The organism is Bacillota bacterium (assembly GCA_023511835.1).
Classification (GTDB): domain Bacteria; phylum Bacillota; class Sulfobacillia; order JAIMAT01; family JAIMAT01; genus JAIMAT01.
The window spans coordinates 1-2141 of sequence record JAIMAT010000149.1 but is presented as its reverse complement, the minus strand read 5'-3'; the positions used below and the strand labels follow the sequence as shown (position 1 = coordinate 2141).

3 protein-coding genes are annotated in these 2141 nt (G+C 79.1%); 2 read left to right on the top strand and 1 reads right to left on the bottom strand.

Going from position 1 to position 2141, the window contains the following annotated elements:
- Positions 1-396: biotin/lipoyl-binding protein (locus K6U79_11590; protein MCL6522996.1), on the top strand; the 396-nt coding region annotated here is incomplete at its 5' end.
- 36 nt (positions 397-432) lie between these two features.
- Here the strand turns inward: K6U79_11590 and K6U79_11585 are convergent.
- Entirely contained in the window at positions 433-1311 is an 879-nt protein-coding gene (locus tag K6U79_11585) for a universal stress protein (GenBank protein MCL6522995.1), read from the bottom strand.
- Between the two features lie 235 nt (positions 1312-1546).
- Here K6U79_11585 and K6U79_11580 point away from each other — a divergent pair, with 235 nt between their 5' ends.
- Positions 1547-2137 carry a phospholipase D family protein gene (locus tag K6U79_11580; protein MCL6522994.1) on the top strand — a complete coding sequence of 197 codons (591 nt, stop codon included), beginning with the start codon at positions 1547-1549 and terminating at the stop codon, positions 2135-2137.
- Positions 2138-2141 lie beyond the last annotated feature (4 nt).

Genomic DNA, 2141 nt, shown 5'->3' with positions numbered 1-2141 from the left:
GCCGACGAGCGGGGTGAGCGGACGCTCTACTTCGAGCTGAACGGCTCGCCGCGCGAGACGCGCATCCTCGACCGGCGCCGGGCGCCGGCCCGGCCGGCGCGGCCCAAGGCGGAGCCGGGCGACCCGGCGCAGGTGGCCGCGGTGCTGCGCGGCCGCGTCGCCCGCCTGCGCGTCCGCGAGGGCGAGGCGGTCCGCCGCGGCCAGCCGCTCCTGGTGCTGGAGGCGATGAAGATGGAGACGACGCTGACGGCGCCGCTCGACGGGTGCGTCGCGGAGGTGCGGGTGCGCGAGGGGGAGGAAGTGGAGCCGGGCGACCTCCTCCTCCGCATCGGGGAGCCGCCCGCGGGCGCGGAGCGCGCCGAAGGCGCGGCCGGCGGGGCCGGCGAGGGCGCCTGAGGCTAGGGCGGCCGCCGCCGGCGCCGCGCGGCCGCCCTACCCCTCGCCGCCCGCCTCCGGCGCCTCCTCCGGCACCACCAGCACGGGCAGGCGGCTCCGCTGCAGCACCGCGTAGGTGACGCTGCCCAGCATCAGCCGCGCGAGGCGGCCCTGGCCGCTCCGCCCCAGCGCCAGCAGGTCGGCCCCCCAGCCTTCCGCGAAGTCGACCAGGGCGGCGGCCACCGACCCTTCGCCAGCCTCCAGCACGTGCAGCTCGGCCGGCGGCCGCCCGGGGTCGAAGGCGCGCGCCGCCTCCTCCGCCGCCTCGCGGGCGCGCTCGAGCGCGCGGCGGCGGGCTTCCTCCCAGGCCTCGTAGCCGGCCAGGCCCGAGGCGACGCCGGGCGGCGCGAAGCGGGCGACGGCGACGACGGCGGCGAGGGCGCCGGGGAGGTGTCGCGCCACCCAGTGCGCCGCCGCCAGCGCGCGCGGCGAGCCGTCGCTGCCCACCGCCAGGCGGAGCGGCCTCTCCTCCCCCGCCGGTGCGGGCGCCGCGGCCCGGGCCGGGAAGACCAGGACCGGCAGCGGGCTCCGCTGGACCAGCCCGTGCGAGACGCTGCCCAGCAGCATCCCCTCCAGCTCGTTCAGGCCGCGGCTGCCCGCCACCAGCAGGTCGGCCGGATGCTCGCGCAGTGCCGCGAGGATGCACTCCACCACGCCGGCCGGGCCCTCGGCCCGGCGCAGCGCGACGCGCACGCGCCCGGGCAGGCGCTCCTCCAGCGGTCGGCGCGTCGCCTCGGCCGCCGCCTGGGCGGCCTCGGCGCTGCTCCGCCAGGCGGTGAGGACCAGCGCCTCGCGGAGAGCCGGCAGGCGTTCGGCGATCCAGGTTGCGGCGGCCAGGGCGGTCTCCGAGCCGTCGCTGGCGATGAGGACGCGCATGGGGCCCCTCCTCTCCGGGGCCGCCGGGGCCGGCCCGCGGCCGGCGGCGGCCTCTCCCGCGCCAACGTACACCGGCGGCGCGGGCGGGGGAAGGTGGGCGCTCTCGCCGGCAGGTGCCGGTTGCCCCGCCAGCTGCAGGCAGGGGTACCATCGGGGGTGCGCGCCTGGACCGGAGTGCGGGCGGCTCGGCGCCCTCCGTCCGGCGGCGGGCGCGCGACCGGGGAGGTGGCCAAGGGTGCGAAGAGGGAGGATGGGCGGCCCGCTTCTCGCCCTCGTGCTCCTGGCGTTCCTGGCCGGCTGCGGCCAGGCCAGCGCCCGCGTCGACCGGCTCTACGCGGGGGCTCCGGCGGGGGGCACGAGCGGCGACGTGGCCTGGCTCTTCCCGCGCGGGGGCGGCGACGCCGCGGCGCGGGTGGCGGGGGAGATCGGCGCGGCGCGGGCGACGCTGGACGTGGCGGTCTACTCCTTCACCGACGAGCGCATCGCCCAGGCCGTGCTGGCTGCGCAGCGGCGCGGCGTCCGCGTGCGGCTGATCACCGACCGGGAGGAGCTCCGCAACCCCCACCAGAAGGCGGTGGTCCGCGAACTTCTGCGGGTGGGCGTCCCGGTGGAGGAGAACCGCCACAGCGGCCTGATGCACCTGAAGGTGGCCGTCGTCGACGGGCGGACGGTGATCACCGGCAGCTACAACTGGACGCTCTCCGCCGCCGGCGAGAACGACGAGAACCTGCTGGTGATCCGCGACCCGGCCGTGGCCGCCTCCTACGAGCGGCTCTTCCAGAGCATGTGGACCGACCGGCGGGACTTCGGGGCGGTCTCGCCGTGAGGTT